A 14047-nucleotide genomic window follows, 5' to 3' on the forward strand; every position below is an offset into this window, starting at 1 on the left:
GATTCTGCACTTCACAGGAGAAAGACCCTGCTACGTATCAGCCATGTGAGCCGATTTCGCTGGGCAAAAAAAACGCCCCAGGGATACCTGAGGCGTTTTTGGCTGTAAATAGCCTGACGATGACCTACTTTCACACGGGAACCCGCACTATCATCGGCGCTGACTCGTTTCACTGTCCTGTTCGGGATGGGAAGGAGTGGTACCAAGTCGCTATGGTCGTCAGGCATAACTTTTTTGTCTGATTGACTGAAGTCAACCGGACCAATTTATAGAGCTAATCAGCTTGTCTGTTACGACACCACTTGTGGTGGATTTTGAATGCGTCAACTTGGCATAACTTCCTTGAGTACATGGTGTACATCAAAGTTATAGGGTCAAGCCGCACGAGCAATTAGTATCGGTTAGCTTAACGCATTACTGCGCTTCCACACCCGACCTATCAACGTCCTGGTCTTGAACGACTCTTCAGGGGGCTCAAGGCCCCGGCAGATCTCATCTTGAAACGAGTTTCCCGCTTAGATGCTTTCAGCGGTTATCTCTTCCACACTTAGCTACTCGGCAATGCCACTGGCGTGACAACCGATACACCAGAGGTGTGTCCACTCCGGTCCTCTCGTACTAGGAGCAGGCTTCCTCAAATCTGCAGCGCCCACGGAAGATAGGGACCAAACTGTCTCACGACGTTTTAAACCCAGCTCACGTACCTCTTTAAATGGCGAACAGCCATACCCTTGGGACCGGCTACAGCCCCAGGATGAGATGAGCCGACATCGAGGTGCCAAACACCGCCGTCGATATGAACTCTTGGGCGGTATCAGCCTGTTATCCCCAGAGTACCTTTTATCCGTTGAGCGATGGCCCTTCCATACAGAACCACCGGATCACTATGTCCTGCTTTCGCATCTGCTCGACTTGTCAGTCTCGCAGTTAAGCACGCTTATGCCATTGCACTATTAGCACGATGTCCGACCGTACCTAGCGTACCTTCGAACTCCTCCGTTACGCTTTGGGAGGAGACCGCCCCAGTCAAACTGCCTACCATGCACTGTCCCCGATCCAGATAATGGACCTAGGTTAGAACCTCAAACACACCAGGGTGGTATTTCAACGTTGGCTCCACAAGATCTAGCGACCCTGCTTCAAAGCCTCCCACCTATCCTACACAGATCTGTTCAAAGTCCAATACAAAGCTACAGTAAAGGTTCATGGGGTCTTTCCGTCTTTCCGCGGGGAGATTGCATCATCACAAACATTTCAACTTCGCTGAGTCTCGGGAGGAGACAGTGTGGCCATCGTTACGCCATTCGTGCAGGTCGGAACTTACCCGACAAGGAATTTCGCTACCTTAGGACCGTTATAGTTACGGCCGCCGTTTACTGGGACTTCAATCAAGAGCTTGCACCCCATCATTTAATCTTCCAGCACCGGGCAGGCGTCACACCCTATACGTCCACTTTCGTGTTTGCAGAGTGCTGTGTTTTTAATAAACAGTCGCAGCCACCGATTTTTTGCAACCTCATTGGGCTCCCAAAGTAAATGGTTCACCTACTAAAGGCACACCTTCTTCCGAAGTTACGGTGTCAATTTGCCGAGTTCCTTCTCCCGAGTTCTCTCAAGCGCCTTAGAATACTCATCTCGCGCACCAGTGTCGGTTTGCGGTACGGTCGTGTGTAGCTGAAGCTTAGTGGCTTTTCCTGGAAGCAGGGTATCACTCACTTCGGCTGCAAGCAGCCTCGTTATCACCCCTCATCTAAGCCCGGCGGATTTACCTACCAGGCACGACTACAGGCTTGAACCAACATATCCAACAGTTGGCTGAGCTAACCTTCTCCGTCCCCACATCGCACTACACATCGGTACAGGAATATTGACCTGTTTCCCATCAGCTACGCATCTCTGCCTCGCCTTAGGGGCCGACTCACTCTACGCCGATGAACGTTGCGTAGAAAACCTTGCGCTTACGGCGAGGGGGCTTTTCACCCCCTTTAACGCTACTCATGTCAGCATTCGCACTTCTGATACCTCCAGCACGCTTTACAACGCACCTTCACAGGCTTACAGAACGCTCTCCTACCACTTGCAATAAATTGCAAATCCGCAGCTTCGGTAACTGGCTTAGCCCCGTTACATCTTCCGCGCAGGACGACTCGATCAGTGAGCTATTACGCTTTCTTTAAATGATGGCTGCTTCTAAGCCAACATCCTGACTGTTTTAGCCTTCCCACTTCGTTTCCCACTTAGCCAATTTTAGGGACCTTAGCTGGCGGTCTGGGTTGTTTCCCTCTTGAGTCCGGACGTTAGCACCCGGTGCTCTGTCTCCCAAGCTGTACTCTGCGGTATTCGGAGTTTGCATTGGTTTGGTAAGTCGCCATGACCCCCTAGCCAAAACAGTGCTCTACCCCCGCAGGTAATACTTGAGGCACTACCTAAATAGTTTTCGGAGAGAACCAGCTATTTCCAAGTTTGTTTAGCCTTTCACCCCTATCCACAGCTCATCCGCTAGTTTTGCAACACTAGTCGGTTCGGACCTCCAGTACCTGTTACGGCACCTTCATCCTGGCCATGGATAGATCACTTGGTTTCGGGTCTACACCCAGCGACTTGACGCCCTATTCGGACTCGATTTCTCTACGGCTTCCCTATTCGGTTAACCTTGCCACTGAATGTAAGTCGCTGACCCATTATACAAAAGGTACGCAGTCACCCTTGCGGGCTCCTACTTTTTGTAAGCATACGGTTTCAGGATCTATTTCACTCCCCTCCCGGGGTTCTTTTCGCCTTTCCCTCACGGTACTAGTTCACTATCGGTCAATGATGAGTATTTAGCCTTGGAGGATGGTCCCCCCATATTCAGACAGGATTTCTCGTGTCCCGCCCTACTTGTCGCAAGCTCAGTACCACACAGGTCATTTCACGTACGGGACTATCACCCTCTATAGTCGACCTTTCCAGATCGTTCCGTTATGTCTTGTGCTATCACTTGCAGGCTTCTCCGATTTCGCTCGCCACTACTTTCGGAATCTCGGTTGATGTCTTTTCCTCGAGCTACTGAGATGTTTCAGTTCACCCGGTTCGCCTCGCATGACTATGTATTCATCATGCGATACCTTTGCAGGTGGGTTTCCCCATTCGGAAATCTCCGGATCAAAGCTAATTTGCCAGCTCCCCGAAGCTTATCGCAGGCTATCACGTCCTTCGTCGCCTATCATTGCCAAGGCATCCACCATATGCTCTTATTCACTTGACCCTATAACTTTGATGATTCTTGCGAATCAACCAGTTATCTTCAAGGAATGTTTGACAGGTCTCTCACCTGTCGCGTTATGCCGTATTCAATTAACTTGAATAACTCGAATTTCAAACGTGAAGTTTGATATTCATTTTGACGCAATCAAAATTATGTCGCTAGCGGCACGGTCTGCACTAAACCTTTACGAATGTGCAGTTTCCGCTAGCAACGCTGATTAAACTCTATAAATTGTTAAAGAACAGCCGATTGATCAAGTAATCTCGATCAACAACAAAGTAGCCTTAAATCATAATAAATCTAAAGCAACTTTGGTGTTGAATAACTACCAAAGGATAAGTTTTGAAAGGTTGGTGGAGGATGACGGGATCGAACCGACGACCCCCTGCTTGCAAAGCAGGTGCTCTCCCAGCTGAGCTAATCCCCCGTGTACCCGAATATCTGTATATTGGACGACGATGGTGGGTCTGGTTGGTCTCGAACCAACGACCCCCGCCTTATCAAGACGGTGCTCTAACCAACTGAGCTACAGACCCAAGCCGGTCACTTGTGACCAGGCCATAAGCCAGAGTCGTCAGCGACAACCTTCCAACAACCGATAAGTGTGAGCGTTCAAATTAAATTGCAGTTTCCAGAAAGGAGGTGATCCAGCCGCACCTTCCGATACGGCTACCTTGTTACGACTTCACCCCAGTCACGAACCCTGCCGTGGTAATCGCCCTCCTTGCGGTTAGGCTAACTACTTCTGGCAGAACCCGCTCCCATGGTGTGACGGGCGGTGTGTACAAGACCCGGGAACGTATTCACCGTGACATTCTGATCCACGATTACTAGCGATTCCGACTTCACGCAGTCGAGTTGCAGACTGCGATCCGGACTACGACTGGCTTTATGGGATTAGCTCCCCCTCGCGGGTTGGCAACCCTTTGTACCAGCCATTGTATGACGTGTGTAGCCCCACCTATAAGGGCCATGAGGACTTGACGTCATCCCCACCTTCCTCCGGTTTGTCACCGGCAGTCTCATTAGAGTGCCCAACTAAATGTAGCAACTAATGACAAGGGTTGCGCTCGTTGCGGGACTTAACCCAACATCTCACGACACGAGCTGACGACAGCCATGCAGCACCTGTGTTACGGTTCTCTTTCGAGCACTAAGCCATCTCTGGCAAATTCCGTACATGTCAAAGGTGGGTAAGGTTTTTCGCGTTGCATCGAATTAAACCACATCATCCACCGCTTGTGCGGGTCCCCGTCAATTCCTTTGAGTTTCAACCTTGCGGCCGTACTCCCCAGGCGGTCAACTTCACGCGTTAGCTTCGTTACTGAGTCAGTGAAGACCCAACAACCAGTTGACATCGTTTAGGGCGTGGACTACCAGGGTATCTAATCCTGTTTGCTCCCCACGCTTTCGTGCATGAGCGTCAGTACAGGTCCAGGGGATTGCCTTCGCCATCGGTGTTCCTCCGCATATCTACGCATTTCACTGCTACACGCGGAATTCCATCCCCCTCTACCGTACTCTAGCTATACAGTCACAAATGCAGGTCCCAGGTTGAGCCCGGGGATTTCACATCTGTCTTATATAACCGCCTGCGCACGCTTTACGCCCAGTAATTCCGATTAACGCTCGCACCCTACGTATTACCGCGGCTGCTGGCACGTAGTTAGCCGGTGCTTATTCTTACGGTACCGTCATTAGCCCCTTGTATTAGAAAGGACCGTTTCGTTCCGTACAAAAGCAGTTTACAACCCGAAGGCCTTCATCCTGCACGCGGCATTGCTGGATCAGGCTTGCGCCCATTGTCCAAAATTCCCCACTGCTGCCTCCCGTAGGAGTCTGGACCGTGTCTCAGTTCCAGTGTGGCTGGTCGTCCTCTCAGACCAGCTACAGATCGTCGCCTTGGTGAGCCTTTACCTCACCAACTAGCTAATCTGATATCGGCCGCTCCAATCGCGCGAGGTCTTGCGATCCCCCGCTTTCATCCATAGATCGTATGCGGTATTAGCACAGCTTTCGCTGCGTTATCCCCCACGACTGGGCACGTTCCGATATATTACTCACCCGTTCGCCACTCGCCACCAGGATTGCTCCCGTGCTGCCGTTCGACTTGCATGTGTAAGGCATGCCGCCAGCGTTCAATCTGAGCCAGGATCAAACTCTATAGTTCGATCTTGAATTTTTTCGCTCTTTCGAGCAACTCATAAATTGGAATCGACGTGAATATCATCTCTGACTTTCACATCTTTTTTACTTCATGAGCGTTTGTAGGCCAGTTAAGACCTAGTTCCGAAGAACTTGGCAATCGCCTTCAAACGCCCACGCTTATCGGCTGTAAATTTTTAAAGATCACAAAGAACTTTTCACTTCTCTTTGCTTGCTTCACTGTGATCAGCGAAGCCTTGAATTATGACACAGTTTTTAGCTGCTGGTCAAATTTCTTTTAAAGTTTTTTTATTTGCTTTACTTAGAAATTTGTCTTCGCCGTCATTAGCGAAGCCCTCGACTATAGCACTGTTTTTTGGGATTTCAAAACAACTTCAAAAAAAGTTGCCCTGAACGCCTTGACGCACATCCCAAGGTACGAGGTCACACCCGGTAGCGATCAGTACTTCCAGAGAGCTTGGCAAGTAATGCCGGCGCTATGGAGGTCAAGGGCAATACCTCGTCCGCAGCGCCGTGCAAGATGGCTTCGCGCGGCATTCCAAAGACGACGCAGCTGGCTTCATCCTGCACGAAGTTGTAGCTTCCGGCATCCCGCATCTCTTTCATGGCCTTGGCACCGTCATTACCCATGCCTGTGAGCATGATTCCAAAGGCGTTGCGGCCCACTACCCGGGCAGCCGACTTGAATAACACCTCGACAGATGGTTTGTGGCGATTCACCAGTTCGCCGTCTTCCACGACACATTGGTAATTGGCCCCGCTTCTGTCAATTCGGAACTGCTTGCCCCCCGGCGCAATGTAGGCGTGCCCCGGAAGAATCCGCTCACCATTTACCGCCTCTTTCACGGAAATTTGACACAAGCCATTGAGCCGGGCTGCAAAACTGGTGGTGAAGCCGGGCGGCATGTGCTGCGTGATGACAATTCCAGGCGAATCTGCTGGCATCCGTACCAAGATTTCCTTGATGGCCTCCGTACCTCCCGTAGAAGCACCGATACAGATCAGTTTTTCAGTGGAAATACGTCCGATGGACGCGTTTTGGGGTTTGGCCGCCGGCGTAGAAGCGGGCACGGCCGCCGGTGTAACGGTACGTCGAACGTGCGCCTGGGCCGCAACCCGTACCTTTTCGACGATCAGTCCGGCAAGCTCGTTAATGCCATCTACCAAGCCAATCCGTGGTTTTGCCACGAAATCCACCGCGCCCAGCTCCAGAGCGCGCATGGTGATCTCGGCGCCGCGTTCCGTCAGGGTAGAGATCATGAGAACCGGCATGGGACGCAGGCGCATCAACCTTCCCAGAAACTCGATTCCATCCATCTTGGGCATCTCGATATCCAGCGTGATCACGTCCGGATTGAGTTCACGAATCATTTCACGTGCGATCAGTGGATCGTTGGCTGTGCCAATGCACTCCATGTCCGACTGGCGGTTGATGATCTCAGACAACAAGCTGCGCACCAGCGCGGAATCGTCCACAACAACTACGGTAATCTTCTTGCTCAAACCACATCCTCAAAACAAATCAACAGAGCCACCGGCGTTTGACTTGGCAACCGTGGCCGCATTTCCGCGACGCTCCTCCACCGCCAGTGTTTCAGGGTGCGAGTGAGCGAGCCGTTTGACCAGCGCCTTGCCCGTAACCGGGAAAAAACACACCTTGCGCGGATGGATATCCAGCACATCCTGTGAGACGATGGGAATACGCTCTGTAGCCAGGTAATCCTGAACAAACTGCGTATTGCGCTCCCCCACATTCATGGTCGTAAATCCGGCCATCACCTGGCCGCCGCCAAAGATCTTGGCCTGCATGGTCTCTCGCCTGGCTCCCAGCTTGAGCATTTCGTTGATCAACAACTCCATGGCAAACGAGCCATAGCGACCGGACCCGTCACCGGTATCACCGTCCGGGAGCATGAAGTGGTTCATGCCACCTACGCGTGACCTTCCATCCCACAGACAGGCTGCGATGCACGAACCCAGAACGGTCATGATCACAATTTCCTCGCCGGAGACGAAGTACTCGCCCGGCAACACTTTGACAGCGTCGTACTGAAAGTGGTGATCTGCATAGAAAAAGGAGGCTTCACCCGGTTTGCGTGCCTGCGCCTTGAGCTGGTCGACCCGCGAGACCCGTCCATTAGGCAGCGTCTTGGCCGCGGGCATGGCCGCGCCCAAGCGCGAGGCATTCGGGGTGGGGAAATTTGAACTCATAGGGTTGTTGCCATCAGGTCCACGCAATAACGCATTGCACTAGCGGCGCTCATAGGCGGTTTTCCCCTTCAATACAAACAAATCGCGCGAGTCACTGAAATTTTCTGCATGTCCGACAAATAGAATTCCGCCCGGCTTCATGACACGGTGAATCCGCTCCAGCACCCGGCGCTGCGTTTCCGCGTCAAAGTAGATCATCACGTTGCGACAGAAGACGACGTCAAAGGGCTCCCTGAAGGGCCAGTCGTCCTTGATCAGATTGATGATCAGGAACTCTATGTATTGCCTTAACTCCGGCTTGACCCGCACCATTCCCTGATTGGCGCCCTTGCCACGCATGAAAAAGGCCTGCATCTGCGCCTGGCTGACCCCCTTGAGCGACTCCGCCTTGTAGACACCGTTGGCCGCCGTAGCCAGCACTTTGGAGTCGATATCGCTGGCAGCCAAGGAAAACTGGGGGCGGCTACCCAAAGCCTCCAGCGCGGTCATCACGATCGAGTAAGGCTCCTCCCCCGTGGAGGCTGCGCTGCACCAGACCTTCCAGTGGTGCGACGCCGGTTTTGACTTCAGGTGCTCAGCAAAAATCTGGAAGTGGTGATGCTCACGAAAGAAGGACGTGAGATTGGTCGTGAGTGCGTTCACGAACTCCTGCCACTCATCACCATCGGTGGACTCCAACCAGGACAGATACTCCTTGAAGCTCTGGTGCCCGGTTTCACGCAAACGCCGAGACAAGCGGCTATACACCATGGCATGCTTGCCATCATGCAGGCTGATTCCGGCACGGCGGTAAATCAGGTCCTGTACGCGGTCAAAATCTGCGCTGGTCCATGCAAATTCTCGCCCTTGGATTCCTGCGTCACCCAGACTGTCCATGGAAGCGCGTGCATTCATCGTATTTCAATCGTTCTTCTAGTTGTAATCGAACGCTCCCGGGAAGCGGTTACTCTTCGGAACTGACCAGCCCCATATCGGGTGCAGACATAAGTCGCTCGATGTCCAACAGAATCAGCATGCGTTCGCCAAGAGAGCCCAGGCCCATGACCGCACTGCTGTCAATCACGCTGTCAATGTCCGGTGCGGCCTTCAACGCCTCGGGGGGAAGCTCCATCACGTCACTCACGGAGTCGACCACAATCCCCACGATACGGTTGCGCAGGTTCAGGATGATCACAACCGTAAAGCTGTTGTACTCCGCCTTTTCGCAATTGAATTTCAGGCGCATATCCACGATAGGAACAATCGTGCCCCGCAAGTTCACCACACCCTTGATGAAACTGGGCGCATTGGCAACCCGCGTGGGAGGCTCATAGCCCCGGATTTCCTGCACCTTGAGAATGTCGATGCCGTACTCTTCGGTATCCAGCCGGAACGTCAGGTACTCGCGTGCGCCCGTCGATGTGAGCTCTTCCATTTTTTCCATCATTCCCATAACTTGCTCCTAGTGCCTGGATCGACGCACCAACGCGGCCGTATCCAGAATCAATGCAACTTTGCCATCCCCCAATATCGTGGCGCCGGACACGTTGGGCACCTTGCGATAGTTGGATTCCAGGTTCTTGACCACCACCTGCTGCTGGCCCAACAGCTCGTCCACCAACAGAACCACGCGACTTCCGTCAGCTTCCACCACGACCATGATGTCGCTGTTCTTCTCAAAGTCAAAACGCGGCACCTGGAATACTTTTTCAAGCTCGATCACCGGCATGTACTCGTCACGCACCTTGACCAGTTGAGAGCCCTGTCCGACTGTGCTGACCGCATCGGCCTTGACCTGGAAGGACTCCACTACGGAGGACAACGGCAAGATGTACACCTCCTCGCCCACGCCAACGGACATGCCATCCATGATGGCCAGCGTCAGCGGCAGGCGCACCGCCACCCGCATGCCAAAACCCTCTGCGGAGTCAATCTCCACGGTGCCATTCAAGGCGGCGATATTGCGCTTCACCACGTCCATGCCAACGCCGCGGCCTGAAACATCGGTAACCACCTCGGCCGTCGAGAAGCCGGGGGCAAAGATCAGCCCCCAGACGTCCGCATCGGACATCTGATCTGATACGTCCATACCGCGGTCTCGCGCTTTCTTGAGAATCTTTTCCCGCGACAGGCCCTTGCCGTCATCCCGGACTTCAATCACGATGGAGCCGCCTTGGTGTGAAGCAGACAAGGTGATCGTTCCGGTTTCAGGCTTTCCAGCCGCCAAACGCTCGGCCGGCGACTCAATGCCATGGTCGCAACTGTTGCGAACCAAATGCGTCAACGGGTCTGTGATCTTCTCAACCAGCCCCTTGTCAAGCTCAGTGGCTTCGCCTTGCGTCACAAAATCCACCTTCTTGCCCAGTTTGCCGGCCAGATCGCGCAACATGCGAGGGAATCGGCTGAACACAATGGACATGGGGATCATGCGGATCGACATGACCGATTCCTGCAAATCGCGGGTATTGCGGTCCAGGTCGGCCAACCCCGTCAACAGTTGCTGGTACACCGCCGGATCCAGCGCCCGACTGTTTTGCGCCAACATGGCCTGCGTGATCACCAGCTCGCCCACCAGATTGATGAGTTGATCCACTTTGCTGATGGCAACACGGATGGTGGCGGCTTCAGGCTGCTGCGCAGCCGGTGCCGCCGCGGTCTTTGCCACAGCCTTGGCCCCGGTCTTGACTTCCGCTACATGATTGTCCGTAACACCGGCACTGGCTTCGTGACCCGCCACAGGCGCGCCCGGTGAACCGTCAAAGAACCCGTAGCCAGCAGGTGCCTCGGGCTGCGCGGGCGACGGACCGGCTGCTGCAGGCGCTCCGGGCGCATCGTCGAAGAAACCATGGCTGGCATCCGCCTCGGCGGGCGTAGGGGCGGCCACAGGCCGAATTTCGATCTGCTCGCGCGCCACATGGAAGGTAAACAGGTCCAGCAGGTCTTCATCGGTGGAGGCCGTTTCAACGGCAAACACACGAAAGTCCTTGCGGTCTGAACTCAACGCCTTGATGGTGCCCAGCCCCGGGATATCCCGGAACAGCTCAGAAATGGCATCTGCCTGCTCGGGATGGGTCAGCGGGCCAACCTTAATTTCCAATTGCCGAACGCCTCCAGCAGCAACGGGCTCCGCTGGTTTAGCCACCGCAGCCGGTTTGGGCGCAGGTGCCGGCGCGGGCGCCGCCACTTTGGCCGGTGCCGGAACATTGCCAGCCGCCAGATCCGCAATACGGCGCACCAAGTCTGCAGTCGGTGGGGCCTCACTGGTGTCACCAGACTGGTGGCGTGCCAACAGGCTGCGCGATGCGTCCGCCGACTCCAAGAGAACATCAACCATCACAGAAGTTGGCTGCAACTCGTGCCGGCGCAGGCGATCCAGAAGAGACTCCATCTTGTGCGTCAGCTCGGCAACGTCCGCAAAACCAAAAGTCGCGGCACCGCCCTTGACGGAGTGGGCGCAACGGAAGATGCCATTGAGCTCTTCGTCATCCGCTGTTTCCAGGTTCAGATTCAGCAGCATGGTCTCCATCAGGTCCAGGTTTTCGCCTGCTTCCTCAAAGAAGATCTGATAGAACTGACTTAAATCAATATCGCCGCCTGCGCCGCTTTCTTGATGCGTTTCTGACATTATTTATTCTCCTGTTTGGCGTCCTGGGGTGCCCCAACCGACTTGTTAGCGAATGACTTTTTTAATGACGTCGAGCAACTTGGCTGGGTCAAACGGCTTCACCAGCCAGCCGGTAGCCCCCGCGGCGCGTCCGGCCTGCTTCATCAGATCGCTGGATTCTGTCGTGAGCATCAAAATGGGCGTTGTCTTAAACTGGGGATGGTCACGCAATTTACGGGTAAGCCCCAAGCCGTCCAGGCGCGGCATGTTTTGATCGGTAAGGACCAGATCGAATGATTGCGTCTGCGCCTTTTCGTAGGCGTCCTGGCCATCCACGGCCTCCACAACCTGATAACCCGCTCCGGTGAGCGTAAAAGAGACCATCTTCCGCATGGAAGGTGAGTCGTCGACGGCGAGAATTACAGGCATCAAATGCTCCAGCTAATCAATCTTGAAATGGGGTGGATCAGAAAAGTTCAATGGAACCGGCGTCCATTTCGTCCTGAGTGACAGGGTTGGGCCGCTCCGGTACTTCTTCCACAAAGGGTACTGCCTCCCCGTCCTCCACCCCCATGGACTCGGAAGCCAGACGGTAGGCGCAGCCTTGCAATATCTTGGAAGTGTGGGTAATCAGCTGGGAGGCCATGTCCTGAAACTGAAGCTCGGTTACTGCCGCACGCAATGTGCTGCGCACCACATCGAGCTCCTTGGAGGCGACCAGATCGGGGTTGGCCAGATTGGCGCTTGCCGCGGTGAAGCGCTCCATCAGGTTTTCCATGGTGTGCGCCAACAGGCCATCCAGCCGGTTGAGATCATGGACCACCACCAACAGAGAGTCCTGCACTTCCGCCACAAGCATCAGCGGCATTTGAACAGATGGCGCACTCGGTGTTGTCAGTGATGCTGGCATCGTTATTAACCCTCAAAGCCACTCGGCAATTTATTCATTTTGGCATGCCTCCCACTTTCTATCTTGGAGGTTATCAGGAAACTCCGTGATTGTGGAAATTTTGACTTGGCTCGCCGCTCTTTCGAAGCGAAAAAACTTGCGCCCGCGCAGAACGTAAACAGATAATCTGCCCCAATGCGCATGGCTCCCCTTGTATCCCCCACACCTACCCAGCCACTTCGCATTCTTCACCTGGAAGATTCGGAGCTGGACCATCAGTTGGTTTGCAGGGCTCTGAAGAAAGACAAGCTGGACTTCACTGTCACCCGGGTCGATTCGCTTGCTGAATTTGACCACCAACTGCGGAACCGCGATTTCGATATCGTTCTGGCAGACTATCGTTTGCCTGGTTTCACTGCCCTGGACGCATGGACTGTACTGAAGGAGATCGGGAGCAAGATCCCTTTTTTGCTCCTGTCCGGCGCCATCGGGGAGCCGGCGGCGGTTGCCGCCATCCAATTGGGCATCAGCGACTACCTCCCCAAAGAAGGCTTGGACAAACTGACCCGCGTGATTGCCAGCGCCATCGAAGTGCACAAGGCCAAGGCTGCAGAAGCACGCGCCGTGGCGGAGCTCGCAGCCTCCGAAAAGCGTCTGGCCCACTTTGCCCAACACCTGCAAACCGCCATTGAAAATGAACGCGCCTCGATTGCGCGGGAAATACATGATGACATTGGCGGATCGCTCGCTGCAGTGCGGCTGGACCTGTCCTGGTTGGCGCGCCACGCGCCAAGCACGGAGGCACAAGACCATGTGACAGCGGCCAATGACATGCTGCAACACGCCATTGGAGCGAGCCAGCGCATCATGATGAACCTGCGTCCTGCCATCCTGGACCAGGGCCTGTACCCCGCCATCCAATGGCTCGCCGAAAGTTTCCAACGCAGAAGCGGCGTCAAGACCTCGCTCTTGACCAACAATCCGGCCATCAACCCTGAAAAGCACCTTCAGCTGACGGCATACCGCACGGCGCAGGAAGCCCTTACGAATATTTCCAAATACGCGCAGTGCACTCTGGTCAAGATAGACTTGTCCGATGCGGAAGGCGTGCTGACGCTTGAGATCTCTGACAATGGCCAGGGCATCTCGCAAGAGGCCCTGGACAATCCCGCGGCTTTCGGGATCCGGGGGCTGAAGGAGCGGGCCAAAGTTGTGGGCGGATGGCTGGACATCAGTACACGCCCAGGCCAGGGCACCACCCTCATACTCAATATCCCGCTGGATGAAAAGACCAGTTCCCACGACGAGGCGGATTTTCTGTGATCAAAGTAGTACTGTGTGATGACCACGCCATGGTGCGCAGAGGCATTCGCGACACGCTCAGTGAAGCCGTGGACATCCAGGTCGTAGGCGAGTCGGGCAGTTATTCTGAAGTGCGCGAAGTTCTGCGATCAGCGGCCTGTGATGTGCTGATTCTTGACCTGAATCTGCCGGGCCGAGGCGGCCTGGAAGTGCTTTCTTCCCTGCGCGAATCGGGCTCCGCCGTGCGTGTGCTGATTGTTTCCATGTTCGCCGAGGACCAATACGCCATTCGCTGCCTGCGCGCCGGCGCCCATGGATACCTCAACAAGGCGGGAGACCCGGCCGAACTGATCGCTGCAGTGCGCACGATTGCGCAAGGACGCAAATACGTGACGGCTGCGGTGTCCGACATGTTGGTCAACAACCTGGCCGAACCCAGCGCCGAGACATTGCACTCCACCTTGTCCGAGCGGGAGCTGCAAACCCTGCTGAAGATTGCCTCCGGCAAGAAACTCTCGGAAATTGCCGAAGAGCTGATGCTCAGTCCCAAGACCGTAAGCGTCTACCGCGCCCGGCTACTGGAAAAGCTCAAACTCAACAACAACGCCGAGTTGACTGTCTACGCCATTCGCAACGAGCTGGTCTGAAC

General features: G+C 54.5%; 9 protein-coding genes, 2 tRNA genes and 3 rRNA genes. 2 read left to right on the forward strand and 12 right to left on the reverse strand.

The annotated features are described in order from the left end of the window. Positions 1-111 precede the first annotated feature (111 nt). The 12 genes from rrf to AAGF34_RS01980 form a co-directional block, all read right to left on the reverse strand. A 5S ribosomal RNA gene (rrf, locus tag AAGF34_RS01925) occupies positions 112-224 on the reverse strand. Positions 225-370: 146 nt separating this feature from the next. Further along, positions 371-3247, reverse strand: a 23S ribosomal RNA gene (locus AAGF34_RS01930). A 351-nt stretch (positions 3248-3598) separates the two neighbouring features. Further along, a tRNA-Ala gene (locus tag AAGF34_RS01935) sits at positions 3599-3674 on the reverse strand. A gap of 32 nt (positions 3675-3706) precedes the next feature. Then, positions 3707-3783: transfer RNA gene (locus tag AAGF34_RS01940), tRNA-Ile, on the reverse strand. Between the two features lie 99 nt (positions 3784-3882). Beyond that, positions 3883-5417 (reverse strand): 16S ribosomal RNA (locus AAGF34_RS01945). Together the 16S, 23S and 5S rRNA genes with 2 tRNA genes alongside form the textbook arrangement of a ribosomal RNA operon. 419 nt (positions 5418-5836) lie before the next feature. Next, complete coding sequence (locus tag AAGF34_RS01950; protein WP_342618951.1) at positions 5837-6916, reverse strand: chemotaxis response regulator protein-glutamate methylesterase; 1080 nt, start codon at positions 6914-6916, stop codon at positions 5837-5839. Positions 6917-6925: 9 nt separating this feature from the next. Continuing rightward, positions 6926-7576 carry a chemoreceptor glutamine deamidase CheD gene (gene cheD / locus AAGF34_RS01955; RefSeq protein ID WP_342621017.1) on the reverse strand — a complete coding sequence of 217 codons (651 nt, stop codon included), beginning with the start codon at positions 7574-7576 and terminating at the stop codon, positions 6926-6928. An 87-nt stretch (positions 7577-7663) separates the two neighbouring features. Further along, on the reverse strand, positions 7664-8518 hold the full coding sequence (locus AAGF34_RS01960; RefSeq protein WP_342618952.1) for a CheR family methyltransferase: 855 nt from the start codon (positions 8516-8518) through the stop codon (positions 7664-7666). Between the two features lie 49 nt (positions 8519-8567). After that, on the reverse strand, positions 8568-9056 hold the full coding sequence (locus AAGF34_RS01965) for a chemotaxis protein CheW (RefSeq protein ID WP_342618953.1): 489 nt from the start codon (positions 9054-9056) through the stop codon (positions 8568-8570). A gap of 9 nt (positions 9057-9065) precedes the next feature. Next, positions 9066-11228, reverse strand: coding sequence for a chemotaxis protein CheW (locus AAGF34_RS01970; RefSeq protein WP_342618954.1), 2163 nt, complete (start codon positions 11226-11228; stop codon positions 9066-9068). A gap of 45 nt (positions 11229-11273) precedes the next feature. Further along, the gene (locus tag AAGF34_RS01975; protein WP_342618955.1) at positions 11274-11636 is read right to left on the reverse strand and encodes a response regulator; all 363 of its coding nucleotides are present in this window, start codon (positions 11634-11636) and stop codon (positions 11274-11276) included. Between the two features lie 37 nt (positions 11637-11673). Continuing rightward, positions 11674-12117, reverse strand: coding sequence for a hypothetical protein (locus AAGF34_RS01980; protein ID WP_342618956.1), 444 nt, complete (start codon positions 12115-12117; stop codon positions 11674-11676). Between the two features lie 180 nt (positions 12118-12297). On the opposite strand from AAGF34_RS01980, the gene AAGF34_RS01985 reads away from it, so the two are divergent. Together AAGF34_RS01985 and AAGF34_RS01990 are read left to right on the forward strand one after the other, a co-directional pair. Further along, positions 12298-13419, forward strand: a complete 1122-nt coding sequence (locus AAGF34_RS01985) for a histidine kinase (RefSeq protein ID WP_342618957.1) — start codon at positions 12298-12300, stop codon at positions 13417-13419. Continuing rightward, a complete protein-coding gene (locus AAGF34_RS01990; protein WP_342618958.1) occupies positions 13416-14045 on the forward strand; it encodes a response regulator transcription factor in 630 nt (209 codons plus the stop codon). The genes AAGF34_RS01985 and AAGF34_RS01990 overlap by 4 nt, the downstream gene beginning before the upstream one ends. The last annotated feature ends 2 nt before the right edge of the window (positions 14046-14047 follow it).

It is taken from the genome of Rhodoferax sp. GW822-FHT02A01, assembly GCF_038784515.1.
Classification (GTDB): Bacteria; Pseudomonadota; Gammaproteobacteria; order Burkholderiales; family Burkholderiaceae_C; genus Allorhodoferax.

What these genes read in the sequence shown, in the direction of transcription:
- cheD (WP_342621017.1), bottom strand. Translation starts at nt 7,576, where the DNA reads ATGCCCGCGGCCAAGACGCTGCCTAATGGACGGGTCTCGCGGGTCGAC.
- AAGF34_RS01960 (WP_342618952.1), bottom strand. Translation starts at nt 8,518, where the DNA reads ATGAATGCACGCGCTTCCATGGACAGTCTGGGTGACGCAGGAATCCAA.
- AAGF34_RS01965 (WP_342618953.1), bottom strand. Translation starts at nt 9,056, where the DNA reads ATGGGAATGATGGAAAAAATGGAAGAGCTCACATCGACGGGCGCACGC.
- AAGF34_RS01970 (WP_342618954.1), bottom strand. Translation starts at nt 11,228, where the DNA reads ATGTCAGAAACGCATCAAGAAAGCGGCGCAGGCGGCGATATTGATTTA.
- AAGF34_RS01975 (WP_342618955.1), bottom strand. Translation starts at nt 11,636, where the DNA reads ATGCCTGTAATTCTCGCCGTCGACGACTCACCTTCCATGCGGAAGATG.
- AAGF34_RS01980 (WP_342618956.1), bottom strand. Translation starts at nt 12,117, where the DNA reads ATGCCAGCATCACTGACAACACCGAGTGCGCCATCTGTTCAAATGCCG.
- AAGF34_RS01985 (WP_342618957.1), top strand. Translation starts at nt 12,298, where the DNA reads ATGGCTCCCCTTGTATCCCCCACACCTACCCAGCCACTTCGCATTCTT.